Source organism: Streptomyces sp. NPDC093260 (assembly GCF_040683715.1).
In the GTDB taxonomy this organism is placed as follows: domain Bacteria; phylum Actinomycetota; class Actinomycetes; order Streptomycetales; family Streptomycetaceae; genus Streptomyces; species Streptomyces sennicomposti.
This window is the reverse complement of sequence record NZ_JBFBEK010000001.1, coordinates 469,990-486,223: the sequence shown is the minus strand read 5'-3', so window position 1 is coordinate 486,223 and position 16,234 is coordinate 469,990. Positions and strand designations below refer to the sequence as shown.

At 73.5% G+C, this 16,234-nt stretch carries 14 protein-coding genes; 4 read left to right on the top strand and 10 right to left on the bottom strand.

Going from position 1 to position 16,234, the window contains the following annotated elements:
• Nucleotides 1-162 precede the first annotated feature (162 nt).
• Nucleotides 163-1,110 carry an LLM class F420-dependent oxidoreductase gene (locus AB0N63_RS01930; RefSeq protein ID WP_365522727.1) on the top strand — a complete coding sequence of 316 codons (948 nt, stop codon included), beginning with the start codon at nucleotides 163-165 and terminating at the stop codon, nucleotides 1,108-1,110.
• A 78-nt stretch (nucleotides 1,111-1,188) separates the two neighbouring features.
• On the opposite strand, the gene AB0N63_RS01925 is transcribed toward AB0N63_RS01930, so the two are convergent.
• On the bottom strand, nucleotides 1,189-1,725 hold the full coding sequence (locus AB0N63_RS01925; RefSeq protein WP_365522725.1) for a phage holin family protein: 537 nt from the start codon (nucleotides 1,723-1,725) through the stop codon (nucleotides 1,189-1,191).
• A gap of 109 nt (nucleotides 1,726-1,834) precedes the next feature.
• Here AB0N63_RS01925 and AB0N63_RS01920 point away from each other — a divergent pair, with 109 nt between their 5' ends.
• Nucleotides 1,835-2,182, top strand: a complete 348-nt coding sequence (locus AB0N63_RS01920) for a VOC family protein (RefSeq protein ID WP_365522723.1) — start codon at nucleotides 1,835-1,837, stop codon at nucleotides 2,180-2,182.
• A gap of 12 nt (nucleotides 2,183-2,194) precedes the next feature.
• On the opposite strand, the gene AB0N63_RS01915 is transcribed toward AB0N63_RS01920, so the two are convergent.
• Entirely contained in the window at nucleotides 2,195-4,159 is a 1,965-nt protein-coding gene (locus tag AB0N63_RS01915; protein WP_365522721.1) for a DUF5107 domain-containing protein, read from the bottom strand.
• 162 nt (nucleotides 4,160-4,321) lie between these two features.
• On the opposite strand from AB0N63_RS01915, the gene AB0N63_RS01910 reads away from it, so the two are divergent.
• Nucleotides 4,322-4,669, top strand: a complete 348-nt coding sequence (locus tag AB0N63_RS01910; RefSeq protein ID WP_365522718.1) for a DUF6204 family protein — start codon at nucleotides 4,322-4,324, stop codon at nucleotides 4,667-4,669.
• On the opposite strand, the gene AB0N63_RS01905 is transcribed toward AB0N63_RS01910, so the two are convergent.
• The 6 genes from AB0N63_RS01905 to AB0N63_RS01880 all read right to left on the bottom strand — a co-directional run bounded on the left by AB0N63_RS01905 (nucleotide 4,641) and on the right by AB0N63_RS01880 (nucleotide 12,264).
• Nucleotides 4,641-5,192 (bottom strand): GNAT family protein, encoded by a 552-nt coding sequence (locus AB0N63_RS01905; protein ID WP_365522715.1) that lies wholly within the window; start codon nucleotides 5,190-5,192, stop codon nucleotides 4,641-4,643. The genes AB0N63_RS01910 and AB0N63_RS01905 overlap by 29 nt on opposite strands.
• 28 nt (nucleotides 5,193-5,220) lie before the next feature.
• A complete protein-coding gene (locus AB0N63_RS01900; RefSeq protein WP_365522712.1) occupies nucleotides 5,221-7,017 on the bottom strand; it encodes a CocE/NonD family hydrolase in 1,797 nt (598 codons plus the stop codon).
• 147 nt (nucleotides 7,018-7,164) lie between these two features.
• Nucleotides 7,165-8,088, bottom strand: coding sequence for an LD-carboxypeptidase (locus AB0N63_RS01895; protein ID WP_365522710.1), 924 nt, complete (start codon nucleotides 8,086-8,088; stop codon nucleotides 7,165-7,167).
• A complete protein-coding gene (locus tag AB0N63_RS01890; protein ID WP_365522707.1) occupies nucleotides 8,085-10,037 on the bottom strand; it encodes a prolyl oligopeptidase family serine peptidase in 1,953 nt (650 codons plus the stop codon). Before AB0N63_RS01890 ends, AB0N63_RS01895 begins: the two co-directional genes overlap by 4 nt.
• Before the next feature lie 96 nt (nucleotides 10,038-10,133).
• The gene (locus AB0N63_RS01885; protein ID WP_365522704.1) at nucleotides 10,134-11,438 is read right to left on the bottom strand and encodes a M20/M25/M40 family metallo-hydrolase; all 1,305 of its coding nucleotides are present in this window, start codon (nucleotides 11,436-11,438) and stop codon (nucleotides 10,134-10,136) included.
• Entirely contained in the window at nucleotides 11,431-12,264 is an 834-nt protein-coding gene (locus tag AB0N63_RS01880; RefSeq protein ID WP_365522701.1) for a M55 family metallopeptidase, read from the bottom strand. The genes AB0N63_RS01885 and AB0N63_RS01880 overlap by 8 nt, the downstream gene beginning before the upstream one ends.
• A gap of 229 nt (nucleotides 12,265-12,493) precedes the next feature.
• Here AB0N63_RS01880 and AB0N63_RS01875 point away from each other — a divergent pair, with 229 nt between their 5' ends.
• Nucleotides 12,494-13,564: an NlpC/P60 family protein gene (locus AB0N63_RS01875; protein WP_365522698.1), complete on the top strand. Its 1,071-nt coding sequence runs from the start codon at nucleotides 12,494-12,496 to the stop codon at nucleotides 13,562-13,564.
• 31 nt (nucleotides 13,565-13,595) lie between these two features.
• Here AB0N63_RS01875 and AB0N63_RS01870 read toward each other — a convergent pair whose 3' ends face one another.
• Complete coding sequence (locus AB0N63_RS01870) at nucleotides 13,596-14,465, bottom strand: class II glutamine amidotransferase (protein ID WP_365522695.1); 870 nt, start codon at nucleotides 14,463-14,465, stop codon at nucleotides 13,596-13,598.
• Nucleotides 14,466-14,718: 253 nt separating this feature from the next.
• A complete protein-coding gene (locus tag AB0N63_RS01865; RefSeq protein WP_365522692.1) occupies nucleotides 14,719-16,149 on the bottom strand; it encodes a glutamate decarboxylase in 1,431 nt (476 codons plus the stop codon).
• Nucleotides 16,150-16,234 lie beyond the last annotated feature (85 nt).

Below are 16,234 nucleotides of genomic sequence, written 5' to 3'. Positions count from 1 at the left end.
TTCCGCGTCCCCTTGGCCGGGGCGGCCAAACGTGCACGGCCCGGCGGCGGGGCCGCCGCGGCGGGCACGGGGGCCGCGCGCCCCGCCTCCGGTTTCCGCCGTCCGCACCGGGTACTCGGCACCGCGTTCCCCCGCACGCCCATGTCCCGGAGGTGTCCCTCCATGCCCGAGTACGGCTACTTCCTCTCGTGCGAGCAGTACGGCCCGGCGGACCTCGTCGAGCAGGCCAGAATGGCCGAGCAGGCCGGTTTCCAGGCGCTGTGGATCTCCGACCACTACCACCCGTGGAACGACGCGCAGGGTCAGAGCCCGTTCGTGTGGTCGGTGATCGGCGCGCTGTCCGAGGCGGTGTCCCTGCCCATCGAGACCGCGGTGACCTGTCCGACCGTGCGGATCCATCCGGCCGTGGTGGCGCAGGCGGTGGCGACCAGCGCGGTGATGACCGAGGGCCGGTTCCGGCTCGGCGTGGGCACCGGCGAGGCGCTGAACGAGCACATCCTGGGCGACCGCTGGCCGCCCGCAGGGGTGCGGATGGACATGCTGGAGGAGGCGGTGCAACTGATCCGCCGGCTGCTGACCGGCGAGGAGGTCACCCATCACGGCACGTACTACACCGTGGAGAACGCCCGCCTCTACACCGTGCCCGAGGAGCCCGTCCCGATCGACGTCTCCGGGTTCGGCCCGAAGGCGACCGCGCTGGCGGCGCGCGTGGGCGACGGTTACATCACGATGATGCCGAACGAGGAGATGGTCACCCAGTACCGCAAGGGCGGGGGCGGCGCCAAACTCGTCAGCGGCGGCACGAAGGTGTGCTTCGGCGCCGACCGCGAGGAGTGCGTCCGCACCGTGCACGAGCTGTGGTACAACGAGCAACTCCCCGGCGAGATGAGCCAGGTGCTCTCCACTCCCCGCCACTTCGAGCAGCTCAAGCCGCTCGTCACCGAGGACATGGTCCGGGAGAACGTGGTGTGCGGCGACGACGCCGACCAGCACGTGGCCACGCTGAAGCAGTTCGCCGACGCCGGTTTCGACCGTGTCTACGTCAACCAGATCGGCGCCGACCAGCGCGGCTTCTTCGACTTCTACCGCACGAAGGTGCTGCCGCGGTGAGAAGGGGAGACCGGTACGGGCGCCGGTCGGCCCGCGCCGACGGGCACCCCCCCTGCGTCCGGTTCGGAGCTGCCGGCTTCAGGACCAGCGGCCGTCGTGCCGGGCCGGACCCGGAACGACGGGCGGGACGGCCGGCTTCGGGGGCACCGCAGGGCGCAGCACGCCGCCACCGCCGTGCTCGCGACCGGCCCCTCCGGCGAGGCCACCGGTCCCTCCCGCGAGATCACCGGTCCCGTCCATGAGGCCGCTCGCCCCGGCGGCCTCCGATCCGGCCGGGGCCTGTGCCCGCGGCCCGGTCCCGTCCGGGACCCGCGGCCGCCCCGCGCCGGAGCGGGCCGCGCCCCGCAGCGCGTACGCCACCGCGGCGAAGACCGCCGCGGTGATCAGAGCCGCCGCCCAGCCGGGCAGGCCGGTCGCCAGGGCCAGTCCCACGGCGAGCGCGACGGCCGCGCCCGCGTACAGGGCGGCGGCGCCGGACGCGGCGTACAGAACGGTCGTGCGCCGGCGACGGCGGGTCTGCTCGCGCAGTTCGTCGCGCACCGTCTCGCGCGCCACCCGCGCCAGCTCTTCGGCCACGTGCTCGTCAAGGTGCTCAAGGTGATCCAGGCGCTCCATCCCCGGCGGGTATCCGAACCGGACACGGCGTAACTGATCGTCGCTGGACCGCCGTTGCGATGTCCGGACGCTCTGCTGCCCGGCCGACCCACCGACTAGGCTCGTCCGCATGCAGATTCTCGGAGCCAGCCTGCGCGTCTGTGTCGACGATCTGGAGACCGCGGTTCCCTTCTACGAACGTCTGGCGGGCGGCAGAGCCCTCCGTTTCGAGCGCGCCGGCGTGCAGGTGGCCGCCGTCGGCTGCTTCCTGCTGATGAGCGGGCCCGAAGCGGAACTGGAGGTGCTGCGCAAGGTCGCGGCGACCATCGCCGTCGAGGACGTGGACGACGCCCACCGGGTGCTGACCGAACTCGGCGCGCGGGTCGTCGCCGGGCCGGTGGCGACCCCGGCGGGCCGCAACCTCATCGCCGTGCACCCGGACGGCGCGGTGTACGAGTACGTGGACCGCCGCGCCTGAGCGCACGGCCCGTCACGAGGGGTCCGGGCGCATCCGGAAGTCGTAGCGGGCGGGCAGTTCGCCGCCGCCCGACCGCCGCCACACCTGGCCGAGCCGTTCGTCGCCCTCCCTGAGGTCGGCGACCTCGAAGTCCTCGGCGAAGACGGTCCGCGCCTGTCCGGCGCGCCCCTCGGCGAGCAGCAACTCCGCCTCGATCAGCCGGAACCGGCCGCGGGCACGGGTGGCCTCGTCCAGCCGGTCCCACACCGCGCGGGCCTCGGCCGGCCGGCCCGCCCGCAGCAGCGCCTCGATCGCCTCGCGGCCGAGGGCGGCGGCCGCCGCCGTCCACCGCTCGTCGTCGCCGGTCCGCTGCGCGCACAGGCCGTCGAAGGCCTGCCGGTAGCGGTCGGCGGCGCGTTCGTGGTGTTCGCTTCCCCGGTCGGCCACGGCCAGGCAGCGCAGCGACGGCCAGTGTGCCGGGGCGAGTTCGAGCGCCCGCTCCCAGCTGCGCACCGCCTGCGCCCGGTCGCCGGCGTGCCACTGGGCGACGCCGAGGTGGTACTCGGCGGCCGGGGTCGCGGGCGCCGTCTCCAGCAGGTCGCGCCAGTGCGGGGCGACCAGGCTCGGTCCGGGCGGGCCGGACGGCTCCGCTTCGGGGAGGGAGCCGGCGCGCAGCAGGTGCCGCCACGGCTCCTGTTCCCCGCCCATGGCCGACTCGGCGAAGGGCGTGCCGGGCAGCTTCCAGCCGCCGCGCAGCACTTCGAGCGCGCCCCAGCCGGAACCGGTGTTCAGGATCTCCTCCGGTTCGGCGTCGGCGTACGGCTTCCAGGCCGCGTAGGCGGCGTCCACGGCGGCCCGGGGCAGTACGGTCTCCAGCCGTTCCTCGGTGCGCCGGACGGCGGCCTGCCACTCCCCCGCCGGCGGGGGCGCGTCGAGCGGGCCGTAGGACTCCAGCCAGGCCACTTCGCTCTCCGCCTCCAGGCGTACGTGTTCCAGCTGGGTGCGGGCCAGGCCCGCCTGGATCTCGCAGTAGCCGCCGGTGCCGGGCTCGGTGAGCCATTCCTGCCATCGCCGGCCGCCGGTGCCGGAGCCCCACACGAACAGCTTGCGGCCGCGCAGCACGTCGGTGGAGGTCTGCACCAGTCCGTCGCCGTCCTCGTCGAGCGCGGCGATCCAGCGACGGCGCCCGTCGGGGACCTCGTAGAAGTAGTCGGCGGCGTAACGGCTGTTGAGGGGGTAGGTGCGGTCGACGCCGTCGTACGCGGGGACGGTGACCCGGCGCAGGCGGCGTTCGTAGCCGAAGTGCCAGGCCTCCTCGGCGGGGGCGAGCACCCGGCGTTCCTCGGGGACGGCGATGTTGGACCACCAGTAGGTGGGCACGGGCCGCTCGTGCGGGTTGCGGACGCGGACGCCCACGTGCAGGAAGTCGGAGCCGTCGGGCAGCCACAGATCGACCTGGAAGGGCAGGTCGCGCAGCCGTTCCCACTCCCACAGGCGCAGCATGATGCCGCCGTCGGGGGCGGGGACGCGGGCGGCGTGCAGGGGTGCGCAGGACAGGGTGGTGTGGCCGGTGGCGCCGATGTTCCATTCGATGCCGCCCGAGAACCAGGCCCCGTTGAGGGCGAAGTTGGCGGGCTGGAACACCGGGTTGCGGTAGAGGAGTTCACGGCCGGTGGGCAGGTGGACGAGGGAGGCGATCCGGCCGCCGAGGCCGGGCAGCACGGTGGCGCGCAGCCGGTCGTTCTCGAGTACGAGGGCGTCGATCGTACGGTCCCGGCGCGTTCTGCCGTAGCCGTCGCGCACCGGTGCCGGGAGCAGGCTGTGCAGCGGTGCACAGCCGATCTGCCGGGCCATGTCGTGCGGCAGACCCGCCCGGTCCCGGTCCTCGATGCGGTGGACCTCGTCGAGCGGGCGCAGCGCCGGCAGCGGGTTGTCCGGTCCGAGCGGTGCGGCGGGCAGCGTGAGTACCTCATGTCGGATCGTCGTCACGATCACCATGGAACCCGGTCGCCGGTGAGCTGACCAGGGGCGGCACCGGTCAGGATTGCGCAAAGGCGGCGGACCGGCAACGGGGCGTAAACCAGGTGGCGGCGCCGTGCGGGCCGCGTACAGTCGGTCCCGCGACACAGGGACGGACCGCGACGAGGAGCAGTGGGACCGATGAGCGAGCAGCACACCTACCGGGTCATCGTCCGGGGCACCTGGGACGGGCTGACCGAGCAGGCGCGGGAACGGCTGCTGGCCGAGGCGGCGGACCACGGCATGACGAGCATGCGGTTCACCGAGGAGGGCTCGCTGTCGTACGAGGCGGTGCCGCTGAAGCACTTCTCGATGCGTTACGTGGTGGTGTCCGACGCCGCCGACGGCGAGGAGATGGCCGCCGCGATCGCCGAGGACCGCGCGCAGACGGCGCTGCGGGAACTCGGTTACGGCTTCGGGGAGCTGCGTTCGACCGCGACGGACCTCGACACGATGAAGATCAACCGGAAGTCCGCATCTCGGCGGTGAGCGCCCACCGTTCGTGGTCGCGCCAGGCCCCGTCGACGTAGAGCATGCCGGGCGAGTAGCCCTCCAGGCGGAAGCCGCATGAGCGGGCCAGGGCGAGGGAGGCGGTGTTGCCCGGCTGGGCGTTGATCTCCAGCCGGTGCAGTCCCAGCGGGCCGAAGGCGTGACCGACGACGAGGTTCAGGCCTTCCTTCATCAGTCCGCGTCCGGCGGCGTGCGCGAAGGCGCCGTAGCCGAGCGCACCGGACTGGAAGGCGCCCCGCACGATGTTGTTGATGTTGATGTAGCCGGCGATCGCGCCGTCGTCCTTGTCGCAGACCAGGTAGCCGGCCCGGTCCTCGTCCTCGATCAGCCGTCCGGCGTAGGCGGCGTACGCCTCCGCGGTAGCCGGCGGGAAGAGCCACGGGCGGTGCAGGTCGCGGCTCTCCCGGACGCGGGCGGTGAACTCGGCGGAGTCGTCCTGGGTGAAGGGGCGGATGCCCACGCGGAGGCCTTCGGCCAGGTACGGGGAGGGGGTGTGCGGCATCCCGCCACCCTAGTTGGGCCGGCCGGACTCAGTCGCCCACGACGGGCAGCCGGAGGGTGCCGGCGTCGCCGGGAGCGGCGGTGACGGTGACGGGTTTGATCCCGCGGTTGCCGAAGTAGGCGTCGTCGCTCGCCGCGATCACGAACCGCAGCCGGTGGCCCGGCTGGTAGCGGTGGACGATGCCCGGCAGGGTGACCGTGAAGGCCCGGGTGGCGTCGGGGACGCGGACGGGCGCGATCAGCCGGTGCACCAGGGACTGGGTGCCGTCGGGCGCGACGTCGTACAGCTTGGCGAACAGGACGAGCCGGTCGGCGGCGTCGGTGGAGCGCTGGGCGTGTTCGGCGGCCGGCGAGTGCACCCTGAGGGTGGCCCTCGGCGCGCCGACGACGTCGAGGGCGCGATCCAGCCTGGCACTGGTCCAGCCGAGGTACGTGCCCTCGGTGTCGTGGGGCGCGGGGTCGGGCAGCCCGGTGAGTGCGGCCAGTGAACTCTCCGAATGGCTGCTGGGCAGCGGTTGGTTGGCGTAGGTGCGGCTCCCGCTGGCCACCGCGTGAGGGTCGTCCGCGAGCGTGCCGTCGCCGGACAGGTACAGGGTGCGGTCCAGTGCGGGGAGGCGGTCGGCGGTGGCGTAGGTGTGGTCCGGGTCGGCGATCCAGTCGCGGTAGTAGGCGAGCTCCGGTCCGGGGCTCGTCTGCCGGTGGCGGCGCAGATGGCGGTCGAACCAGGCGAGGACGCGCCGGCCGACGTAGCTCGCCTCCAAGTCGCCTCGCTCCACGTCCAGTTCGCCGGTTCCGGGACCGGTGACGCCGCCGCTGTGGCCCCAGGACTGCCAGATCATCCGGGTCTCGGCGCCCTGGGCCTTGAGCGCCCGGTAGGTGGCGGTGGCCTCGTTGAGGTTGAACAGGGTGTCGGCCTGGCCCTGGACCAGCAGGGTGGGCGCGGTCACCCGGGCCAGGTAGGACGCCGGCGAGACACCGCGGGCGTAGGCGAGCAGTCGCGCGGTGTCCGCGGGCGGGTAGGCGCCGGAGTTGAGGGTGCGGACGGCCTCGCAGAAGCCGGTCGCGAAGTGCAGACACGTCAACGAGTTGATCCGGGAGGGGTCGAGGGACGGCTCAAGGAGCGGCCGGCTCTCGCCGATGAGGTAGAAGCCGTCGGTCCACTGCCACTTGAACACGCCGGGTACGGCCCCCGCGCCGAGCACGTTGTTCGGGGCGAGGGAGTACGCCAGGTCGTTCCAGGTGGCCATCGGGACGAGCGCGTCGACGCGGTGGTCCTCGGCGGCGGTGGCGAGCTGGACCGCGCCGCCGTAGGAGCCGCCGACCATGCCGACGCGCGGGTCGCCGGGGCGGTCGAGGGTGACGTAGTCGGCGCGGGTGCCGTCGTCAGCGGCACGCGTGCCGGCCAGGAAGTCGATCAGCCCGGAGGCGGCGCGGCCGTCGACGCCGGGGTGGTCGAGGGAGATCAGGCAGCCGGAGCGGCCGAAGCCGAGTCCCGAGTAGGCCAGGACCACATAGCCGCGCCGGGCGAGGGCCGCGCCCGTCGCGTTCGTCGAGCCGTCGTTCTTGCTGCCGCCGAAGCCGTTGGTGGTCAGCACGGCGGGCGCGGGGTGGGCGCGGTCCACGCCGGCGGGCCGGTACACGTCGGCGTCGATCGCGCAGGTGCGGTCGCCGGCGCGCACGGTGAACCGCAGGGCGGTGACGCTGTACTCGCCGGTGGCCGCGGGGGCGGCGAGCGCGGTGGGCGCCGCGAGGGCGAGCGGTGCGGTGAGCGCCGTGACGAGGGCGGCGGCGAGAGCGGCGCGGACTCCGGGCGCGCGACGGGACACAGGACCTCCACAGCGGGGGCAGCCGGTACTTACCGACCGGTAAGTACCGGCTGCCCTCATGCTGGGACACATGCCGGACCTCGTCAAACACCGCGACGGGAGTGTCCTGACGCATCATCAGAACCGCGTAACCGGGCGGCGGTCCCCTCAGCGCAACGCCGGTGCCTCCAGCGTCAACGTGCCGTCCTCCGCGTCGAGTTCCGCGGCGACGCCGAACGGTATCGTCAACGCCCCGTCACAGTGCCCGAATCCGAAGTCCTCGGCGACGGGCACCCCGAGGCCGCCGAGCCGGTCGGCGAGCAGCGCCCGCACCTGGTCGGGACCCTCGCAGCTCTCCCACGAGCCGAGCAGCACGCCGCGCACGCCGTCGAGCCATCCGGCGCGCAGCAGCTGGGTCAGGTAGCGATCCAGCCGGTACGTGTCCTCGCCCACGTCCTCCAGGCACAGCAGTCCCCCGGCCGCGGAGGGCCGGGCGTGCGGGACGCCGAGTTCGGCGGCGAGCAGGGCGAGGCAGCCGCCCAGCGTGACGCCCCGGGCCCGGCCGGAGACCAGGGGGGCGCCGCCGGAGGCGATCACACGGACCGTCTCGGGCGCGAACAGGGTCGCCCGGAGGTGGTCCTGCGCCCGGGCGTTCTTGACGAAGTCGACGCCGGCCGCCATCGGCCCGTGCAGGGTGACCAGGCCGAGCCGGGTGGCGAAGGCCTCGTGCAGGGCCGTGATGTCGCTGAAGCCGACGAACACCTTGGGCCCGGCCGCGCGCATCGCGTCCCAGTCCAGCAGGTCCGCCATCCGCTGCGCGCCGTAGCCGCCGCGGGCGCACAGCACCGCGTCGACGGCCGGATCGCACCAGGCGCTCTGGAGGTCGGCGGCCCGGTCGGCGTCGGTCCCGGCGAGATAGGGGAAACGCTCGTGCCGGTCGAGCAGGTGCGGTGCGACGACCGGGTCGAGGTCCCAGCCGCGCAGCACGTCCAGGCCGGCCTGGAGCCGTTCCTCGGGCACCGGGCCGCTGGGCGCCACGACGGCCACCCGGGCGCCGGGCGCGAGCCGCGCGGGACGGACGAGTTCCTTCACGTCTCCAGCTCCAGGGTCGGGAGGCCGCCTGCCAGATCCAGGCCGAACACCTGAGCGTACAGCGACAGCTCGGCCTCCAGCGCCCGCACCAGGGTCGCCGCCCGCCGGAACCCGTGGCCCTCGCCCTCGAAGGTCAGATAGGCGTGCGGCACCTTCCGCCCGGCCAGGCGGGCCAGGAACCGCTCGCACTGGGCCGGCGGGCAGATCACGTCGTCCAGGCCCTGGAGCAGCAGGAACGGCGCCGTGAGCCGGTCGGCGTGGGTGGCGGGCGAGCGCTCGGCGTACCGCTCGGGCACCTGGTCGATCGGCCCGACCAGCGTGTCAAGGTACCGCGACTCGAAGTCGTGGGTCTCCCCCGAGCCCCAGCCGGTCAGGTCCAGCACCGGGTAGAGGATGGTGCCGCAGGCGTAGACGTCGGTGCCGGTCAGGGAGGCCGCGGTCGTCCAGCCGCCCGCGCTGCCGCCCCGGATCGCGAGCCGGGCACGGTCGGCGCTGCCCTCCTCGGCGAGGGCGAGGGCCACGGCCGCGCAGTCCTCGACGTCCACGACGCCCCACTGCTCGCGCAGCCGGTTGCGGTACGCGCGGCCGTACCCCGTGGAGCCGCCGTAGTCGACCTTGGCCACGCCGATGCCGCGCGAGGTGAAGTAGGCGATCTCCAGATCGAGGACGAGCGGGGAGCGGCTGGTGGGGCCCCCGTGCGCCCACACCACGTACGGCGGCAGCTCTCCCTCGGGGGCGGCGCACTCGGGGTGGTGCGGCGGGTAGACCTGCGCGTGGACCTCGCGGCCGTCGGGGCCGGTGAAGGTGCGCGCCAGCGGCCGGGGGTGGTAGGCGGGATCGACGGCGTCCCGGTGGGCGGCGCCGATGACCCGGGTGTGCCCGGTGCGGGTGTCCAGCTCCACGACCTCGTGCGCGCGGTGCGGGCCGGCGGCGACCGTGACCACCCGGTCGCCGCGCACCGCGAGGGTGGGCTCGAACTCGGTCCAGGGTCCGGGGACGTCGACGATCTCGCCGGTCTCCGGGTCGAGTATGCCGAGGGCGGCCGCGCCGCGTCCGTGCAGGACGGCGATCAGTCCGCACTCCAGCGGGGCGAACCAGCGCTGGCCGAGCTTCCACAGCGGTCCGGCGAACTCCTCCTCGCGCGGGCACAGCGGCCGGCCGTCGCGGTAGAGGTTCCACCAGCCGCTGCGGTCGCTCGCGTACAGCAGCGCGCCGTCGGCGGCCCAGTCCACCTGCGCGATCGACTCGTCGGGGCCGCCGGCGACGGTGCGGGGCGCGCCGAAGCGTCCGTCGGCGGTGATCTCGGCGGTCAGCAGTTCCGTGCCGTCCCACGGCATCCGGGGGTGGTCCCAGGCCAGCCACGCCGCCTGCCGGCCGTCCGGGGACAGCCGCGGCCCGGTGACGAACCGGTGGCGCTCGCCGGTGAGTTCGCGCACCGCGCCGCGGTCCTCGGCGGCCGAGCCGTCCAGCGGCACCGCGGCGAGCACCCGTCGCACGTCGCTCGCGCCCTCACCGGTGAACTCCTCCAGCACGCACCAGACTTCGCCGCGCTCCACCAGCACCTGCGGCTCCGCCCAGCGCAGTCCGCCGCCGACGGGCGAGACGGGCGTGAGGGGGCGCGGCTCGCCGCCGGGCTCGTAGGCGTACAGGCGCTGGTCGGCGTAGTGCGCGAACACCAGCAGCGGTTCGCCGTCGCGCAGCGCCCCGGCCCACGGCCGGCCGCCGTACTCGATGACGCGGCTGCGCACGTTCCACGGCGCGGGCAGCACCGACTCCCCGCCGTCGGCGGCGCGCCGCACCAGCGCCCGCCGGCCGCCCTCCGCCGGGCGGGGCGCGGTCCACCAGACCTCGTCGCCGACGAAGCCGGCGAACTCCGGCCGGCCGTCGTGGTCGGCGGTGAGGGCCGCGTCGACGGGCGAGGGCCACGAACCGTACGGCAGTATCTGCACTGTCTCCCCTTCGAGTTCAGACGCTACGGAGTTGGGGCGCTTCGGAGTTCCGGTCTACGGCGTCGAGACGCCTCCGGGTGGAGGCGCTGCTTCCGGTCAGGCGGACCGCAGGAAGCGGTCGAGGACGCGGACACCGAAGTGCAGCGCCTCCACCGGGACGCGCTCGTCCACCCCGTGGAACATGTGGTGGTAGTCGAAGCCCTCGGGCAGCTTCAGCGGCGAGAACCCGTAGCCGGTGATGCCGAGCCGTGAGAACTGCTTGGCGTCGGTGCCGCCCGCCATGCAGTACGGCACCACACGGCCCTCGGGCGCGAACTCCTCGACGGCGGCGCGCATCGCCGCGAACGTCGGCGAGTCGACCGGCGACTGGAGTGCCGTCTCACGGTGCAGGAACTCCCAGTCGACGTCCGGTCCGGTCAGTTGGTCGAGGGTGGTGCGGAACTCCTCCTCGCCGCCGGGCAGGAAGCGTCCGTCGACATGCGCCACGGCCTCGCCCGGAATGACGTTGACCTTGTAACCGGCCTCGAACATGGTGGGGTTGGCGCTGTTGCGGACGGTCGCGGCCACCAGTTCGGCTGCCGGGCCGAGTTTGTCCAGCAGCGCGTCCACGTTCTGCAGATCGGGCTCCAGACCGTGCAGCGCGGCGAGTTCGGTGAGGGCCGCGCGGACGGTCGGGGTGAGTCTGAGCGGCCACTCGTGGTCGCCGATGCGGGCGACGGCGGCGGCCAGCCGGGTCACCGCGTTCTCCGTGTTGACGCGGGAGCCGTGGCCGGCCCGGCCACGCGCCCTCAGCCGCAGCCAGGCGGTGCCGCGCTCGCCGGCCGCGATCGGGTAGAGGGGGCGGCCGGTGCCGTCGTGGAAGGTGAACGCCCCCGACTCGCTGATCCCCTCGGTGCAGCCCTCGAACAGCTCGGAGTGCCGTTCGGCGAGGAAGCCCGAGCCGTCCTCGGCGCTGTCCTCCTCGTCGGCGGTGAACGCGATCACCACGTCGCGGCGCGGGCGCACGCCCTGGCGGGCCCAGGCGCGGACCACGGCCAGCATCATCGCGTCCATGTTCTTCATGTCGACCGCGCCCCGGCCCCACACGACGCCGTCGCGGACCTCGCCGGAGAACGGGTGCACGCTCCAGTCCTCGGCGCGGGCGGGCACCACGTCGAGATGGCCGTGGACGAGCAGCGCGGGCGCCGAGGGATCGGTGCCCTCGATCCGGGCGACGACGTTGGTGCGGCCCTCGGTGCGCTCCAGCAGCAGCGGGGCCAGGCCCGCCCCCGCGAGCTGTTCGGCGGCGTACTCGGCGGCCGGGCGCTCCCGGCAGTCGCCGCCGCCCCGGTTGGTGGTGTCGATGCGGATCAGGTCGGACGTGAACCGGACGACCTCGTCCAGTGCCAGTGCGTCAGCCATACTGTTCCTCCACGGCGGCCGAGGCGATCGTGGTGACCGCCTTGAAGGTGCGGATGCCCTCGTACATGGTGGCGCTGGTGTAGGCCACCTTCCGCTCCCCGATGCGGGACACGCCGGGGACGACGGTGGCGGCCATCGCCAGGTGCTCGGCGTCGAACTCGACCGCCACGGTGAACGGGCCGGCCTCCGCCGGTTCGTGACGGGCTGCCAGACCGGCGGCCTGCTTCGCCGCCGCGCGGATGTCGGCGGCGGTGCGGGCCGGGGTGCGGCACACGGCCGCGTAACGCGACACATGGTCCTTCACGGCGACCTTCAGCGCCTCGGGCGCGTAGCCGAGCGCGTCCTCGCAGGCCAGGTCGTCGCCGGTGACGAGGACGACCGGCACCCCGTACTCAGCGGCCACATGCGCGTTGAGCAGGCCCTCGCTGGCCCGTACGTCGTTCAGCCACACGCCGGTGATCTGGTTGGCGAGATACGTGTGCGCGAGGACGCCCTCCATGCCGGCGCCCGCGTGGTAGCCGATGAACGCGATGCCGTCCACGTCGCCGTGCTGCACGCCCTCCACCATGGACAGCGACTTGTGCCGCCCGGTGAGCATCTGCGCCCGCTCGTCCAGCCGCTCCAGGAGCAGGTTGCGCATCGACCAGTGGGCCTCGTTGATCAGCACCTCGTCGGCGCCGCCGTCGAAGAAGCCGAGCACGGCCGCGTTGACGTCGGAGGTGAACATCGACCGGCACCGCTCCCACTGCGGCGTCCCCGGCAGCACGTCGCCCGGCCAGGTGACACCGGTGGCGCCTTCCATGTCGGCGCTGATGAGGATCTTCATGGTGCCTCACGTTACGCGTCGGCCGCAGAAGTTCCTATGAGGCGGAGAGCAGGTCGAGCGGCCGCCGGGTCCTGCGCGGGCCGTGCGGTTCGTGGCGAGTTGGGTGCAAGTAATGAAGGACGTGGTGGGATTTCGTGGGGGGAGGAATTGAATTCATCACGATCAGGTCACTAGGGTCAGGCTTCGAACCTCCGATCGGGTGGTCACCCAAAAGAAGGAGATCGGTTCCGTGGCGTCCCACCGTCGACCCCGACAGCCCAGCCGCGCACGGGTGACCGTGCTCACCACCGCGGCGGCGGCAGCCGTGGCGATCAGCGCCCAGGCGGCCAACGCCGCGCCCGGCGCGAAGCCGGGCAAGGACGAGGTCAAGTCCAAGGTCGACAAGCTCTACGAGCAGGCGGAGCAGGCCACCGAGAAGTACAACGGGGCCAAGGAGAAGCAGGAGAAGCTCCAGAAGGAGATCTCCACCATCCAGGACAACGTCGCCCGCGGCCAGCAGGACCTCAACAAGCTGCGCGACGGCCTGGGTTCGATGGCGGCCGGCCAGTACCGCACCGGCGGCATCGACCCCTCGCTCCAGCTGTTCCTGTCCGCCGACCCGGACGACTACCTGGACAAGGCCACCACCCTCGACCGGGTCAGCGGCCAGCAGGCCGATGCACTGCGGAGGATCCAGGACAAGCAGCGGGAACTGGCGCAGCAGCGCGCGGAGGCCACCGCCAAGCTCAAGGACCTCTCCGCCACCCGCACCGAACTCGGCAGCCAGAAGCGGGCGGTGCAGGGCAAGCTCGCCGCGGCGCAGAAGCTGCTCAACTCCCTCACCGCGCAGGAGAAGGCGGCCCTGGCCGCCGAGCAGGACCGCGCCACCCGCGGCACCGAGCGCCCCGGGCTGAACGGCGGCTCCGGCGGCACCGGTGAGAGCGGCCACATCCCGGCCGCCGGTACCGGCCGGGCCGGCGCGGCCTTCGCCGCCGCCCAGAGCAAGCTGGGCAGCCCGTACCAGTGGTCCCACGCCGGCCCGTCCACCTTCGACTGCTCGGGCCTGACCTCGTGGGCGTACGCGCAGGCGAACGTGTCGATCCCGCGCACCTCCGAGGCGCAGGCCACCATCGGCACCCGGATCTACTCGCAGAACCAGCTCCAGGTCGGCGACCTCGTCTTCTTCTTCAACGACATCCACCACGTCGGCCTGTACGCGGGCAACGGCCAGGTGCTGCACGCCCCGCGCAGCGGCACGGTCGTCCGCTACGAGTCGATGAGCACCATCGGCGGCCCCTTCATGTTCGGCGTCCGCGTCTGACGCGACGCGCCTGCCGGCACGCCTCCGGGCGCTAGACGGCCCGCTGGGAGGCTGCCGCGTCAGGGCGCAGATCATCGAGCGTGAGCCGGTGCGCCGGCGGTTCGGTCAGGACGACCCGGCCGGTGGTCTTCGGGCCGGGGCCCACATGGAGGAGTTCGCCCCCTTCCAGCAGCCGCCAGCCCGGGTTGTCGTCCATGCGTTCGCTGGCCACGACGACGGCCGGCCGGTCGGCCAGGTTCTCGGAGTGGACGCGCATCCGCCCGTGGCTGCCGCTGTGGTCCAGGTGCCGGTCGCCGTGCAGACCGCCCGGCTCGCGGTCGAGGACGTACAGCTCATGGGTGTCGGGGTAGCGCAGCGCCCACAGTTCGTCCGGGGTGACGAGGACGAGGTTGAGGGCGTAGAGGGGCAGGTTCCGGGCGATCCAGCGGGCGGCGTGCTCGATCCCGGCGGTGACGTCGCCGCCGTGGTTCCGGGTCTCCCGGGTGATCAGGGCGAAGAACCGCTCGGAGTCGGTGTCGCCGCGCACCAGGGAGCGGTCCTCGCCGAGGTGGGCGTCGAGCCGGTCCAGGCCCTCGATGACGCCGTTGTGCGCGAACAGCCGCCCGTCCTGTTCGAAGGGGTGGGTGTTGCGGGCGTCCAGGCCGCCGGTGGAGGCGTAGCGGATGTGGGCGACGAAGGTCGCCGACTCCGCCTCCCGCGCCTCCTCGGCGAACGCCCGGTCCTCGTACGCCGCGATCGGGGCCTTGTCGACGCGCGGCACGCCGTCCGCCGTGAAGTGGCCGAGGCCGGTGCCGTCGGGCTCCCGGTGGCTCTGGCGGCTGAGGCTGTCGGGGGCGTCCAGCAGCCAGAAGGTGGCGCGGGTGCGCCGCGGTGCACTACTGAGGCCGAACAGACGGCACATGGCGTCCTCCGGTGGTGGGGGGGTGCGGCCGGGACGGAACGGGGGCGGGGGATCGGCTCCGGCGGGACGGGCCGGGATCAGGTGACCGACTCCGGGCGGGCCGGACCGGGGGGCGGCCGACCGCCCCCCCGGGGGCACGGACCGGGATCAGATGATCGACTCCGGCGGGGAAGGCCGGGCCGCATGGCCGAGTGCGGCCGACGCGGACAAGGGTCGTGGTCGGGCACGGCCGGGCCGGCCCGGGGCGGCGGGGTCAGCCGCGGCCGGGGCGGCGCGGGTTCTTGGTCTCCGCGCCGTGGGCGAAGCCGCCGGCGTCGTCGGCGTCGCGGTGCGGCTCGCTCTGTTTGTCCAGCCTCGGCAGGACGCGGCGCAGATCGTCCAGCAGCAGGTCGGCCAGGTCGTGGCTGAACCCGTTGCGGACGACGATCCGCAGCACGGCCAGGTCGGTGCGGTTCTTCGGGAAGGTGTACGCGGGCACCAGCCAGCCGCGTTCGCGCAGGGCGGCGGAGACGTCGAAGACGCTGAAGCGGTCGATGTCCTCGCGCACCCGGAACGCGAACACCGGGATGTCGCCGCCGTCGGTGATCAGCTCGAACGGCCCGAGCCGGGCGATCTCGGCGGCCAGCCGGGTGGCGACGTCCCGGCAGGTGCGCTGCACACGCCGGTAGCCGTCGAAGCCGAGGCGCAGGAAGTTGTAGTACTGGGCGACGACCTGGGCGCCGGGCCGGGAGAAGTTGAGCGCGAAGGTCGGCATGTCGCCGCCGAGGTAGTTGACGTGGAAGACCAGGCTGTCGGGCAGGGCCGCCCGGTCGCGCCACAGCGCCCATCCGACACCGGGCATCACCAGGCCGTACTTGTGGCCGGAGGTGTTGATGGAGGCGACCCTCGGCAGCCGGAAGTCCCAGCTGAGGTCCGGGTCGAGGAAGGGCGCGATCATCCCGCCGGAGGCGGCGTCGACGTGGACGGGGATGTCGAGGCCGGTGCGCGCCTGGAGGTCGTCCAGGGCGGCGGCGATGCCGGCGACCGGCTCGTAGCTGCCGTCGAAGGTGGAGCCGAGGACGGCGACGACGCCGATGGTGTTCTCGTCGCACAGCTCGACGGCCGTCTCGGGGGTGAGGTGGTAGCGGTCGCCCTCCATCGGGACGTAGCGCGGCTCGACCTCGAAGTAGTCGGCGAACTTCTCCCAGCAGACCTGGACGTTGATGCCCATGACCAGGTTGGGCCGGTCGGTGGGCTTGCCCTCGGCGCGGCGCCGCTCCTGCCAGCGCCGTTTGAGGGCGAGCCCGCCGAGCATGGCCGCCTCGCTGGAGCCGGTGGTGGAGCAGCCGACGGCGTCGCGCGGGTCGGGGGCGTGCCAGAGCCGGGCGAGCATGTGCACGCACCGGGTCTCGAGTTCCGCGGTCTGCGGGTACTCGTCCTTGTCGATCATGTTCTTCTCGGCGCACTCGTCCATCAGCCGCCGCGCCTCGGGCTCGGCCCAGGTGGAGACGAACGTGGCGAGGTTCTGCCGGGCGTTGCCGTCGAGCATCAGCTCGTCGTGCACCACCTGGTAGGCCGTGGACGGCTCCATCTCGCCGTCCGGCATCGCGTACCGGGGCACCCGGAGGGGTTCCCGGCTGAAGACGGGGTTGACCGCCAGGTCACGGCTCTCACCATGGCCGCCGTGGGGGTGCCTCACCGTCATGCGCGCTCCTGAAGTACGTCGCCGGCCTCGCCGGCGGGCCTGGTGGGATGCTGCCGCACCGGCCGCCGGCCCGGAGCCGGGCGGC